The 1,448-nt window shown below is 61.8% G+C and carries 2 protein-coding genes; both read right to left on the reverse strand.

Annotated elements, in window-relative coordinates; genetic code table 11:
- Positions 1-251: 251 nt before the first annotated feature.
- Positions 252-1,148, reverse strand: a complete 897-nt coding sequence (locus BGN95_RS07205; protein WP_286772106.1) for a nucleotidyl transferase AbiEii/AbiGii toxin family protein — start codon at positions 1,146-1,148, stop codon at positions 252-254.
- A 35-nt stretch (positions 1,149-1,183) separates the two neighbouring features.
- The coding region (locus BGN95_RS07210) for a type IV toxin-antitoxin system AbiEi family antitoxin domain-containing protein (protein ID WP_502688265.1) at positions 1,184-1,448 on the reverse strand (265 nt) is incomplete at its 5' end.

The raw sequence follows: 1,448 nt of genomic DNA on the forward strand, positions 1-1,448 counted from the left end.
GGACCGACCGGACGTTGAGGCCCTGCAGGAGCCCGCGCCGGGCGATGTCCTCGGCCAGGTCCTCGATCGAGACGCCGGCCTTCAGGCGCCGGACGTTGGATTGGCTGAGCACCAGCTTGTTGAAGGGGATGTCGCGCGAGGCACTGAGGATGATCTTCTGAACGGCCTTTGCCATGAGGGATACTCCGCGACGGACGGCCGAGAGACTCTCTCTTGACCTCCAATCCGCCACGGAAGCCAGCGCAGCCCTCTCACTCTTTTTTCGCGATCTTCCAAGGCCCTCCAGGCCTCCAGTTCTTGTTAAACGTGGCGCCTGCCCGCAATGCCTCAAGCGGGGGCATTACAAAATCTCCGATGCGATGAAGGAGGTCTGGCAAGGGAGCTGGCGCAAGAGCGATCGCGGTTCGCCGCAGGAAGCCTCGCCATTGGGCTTGCTTCGTGGAATCGCTGGAGAAAGTCGCTGTCAAGGCAGCGGGCATTTGCAGTGGAATGGTTGTCGCGCGTCGTTCGAATGTCGCCTGAATGGCATGGACGAGAGTCGATCCGGCAAAGGCAAAGGTCTCCGAGATGGCCCAGAGATCGAAGAAGTCCTTCATGCGGCTGTTGAGCAACCCAAGAGCCACCAGCGCTTGAAGCTTCTCCGCGACCACGGTCTCCGGCGGATAGGCGCGCAGATGCGGCAAGGGCATGCCGAGCAGAGATGGGTAGTCGATGTCCTGGATGCCCGGGGTGACGATGTCGCCGAAGCCGATATCGATCTGAAGCGGCAGTCGAGCTCCAGCAATTTCGGCGTCAATCGTCAAACGGATGCCGCTGTATTCTTCCTCGAGGCGCGCCGCGTGCGCCTGGATCGTCTCTGGCTTGAAGACCACGCCATCATCGGCGGCGGCAAGCGAGCAGATTTCGCGAAACACCGACACGATGCGCTCGGGTGCCGGATCGCCGAATCCGAGAAGATCAAGATCGCCGGTCGAGCGATAGGGCGTCGGCGCCCAGAGGCTGAAGAGCATCGCCCCCTTGAGGATGAACTCTCCGCGATAGGAGGAAAGACCGAGCCGGTACAGCAGCCGCTCGATTGCGTAGCGGATCAGCGCTAACTGGACGTTTTCTTGCCTATCGCGGGCGCGCTGCGTCAGCCGCGCCCTCACCGATGCGGCAATATTCCGGGGACGCCCCTTTCGGTTCACAGGAGGGCCTCGAGATACGGTCGCATCACGTTCTGCACGCGATCAATGGTGGCGTACTTCCAGAGGTCGTCCGCGGTGGCTCGGCGATTGCGAAGGCAGTTGCGCAGGGCTTCGATCGCGACGTCCAGTCCAATCTTGTTTCGGTACTTGAAACAATCGGCGACCGTCTTCGCCGGGACGGTGATCGGAACCGGGACCTGCTCGATCTTGTGAAGCTCAACGCCGGCGGTAAGCGACTTGCCGGTGGCCCGAATGATCCGG

Source organism: Sphingomonas sp. 66-10 (genome assembly GCF_001897045.1).
Classification (GTDB): domain Bacteria; phylum Pseudomonadota; class Alphaproteobacteria; order Sphingomonadales; family Sphingomonadaceae; genus Sphingomonas; species Sphingomonas lycopersici.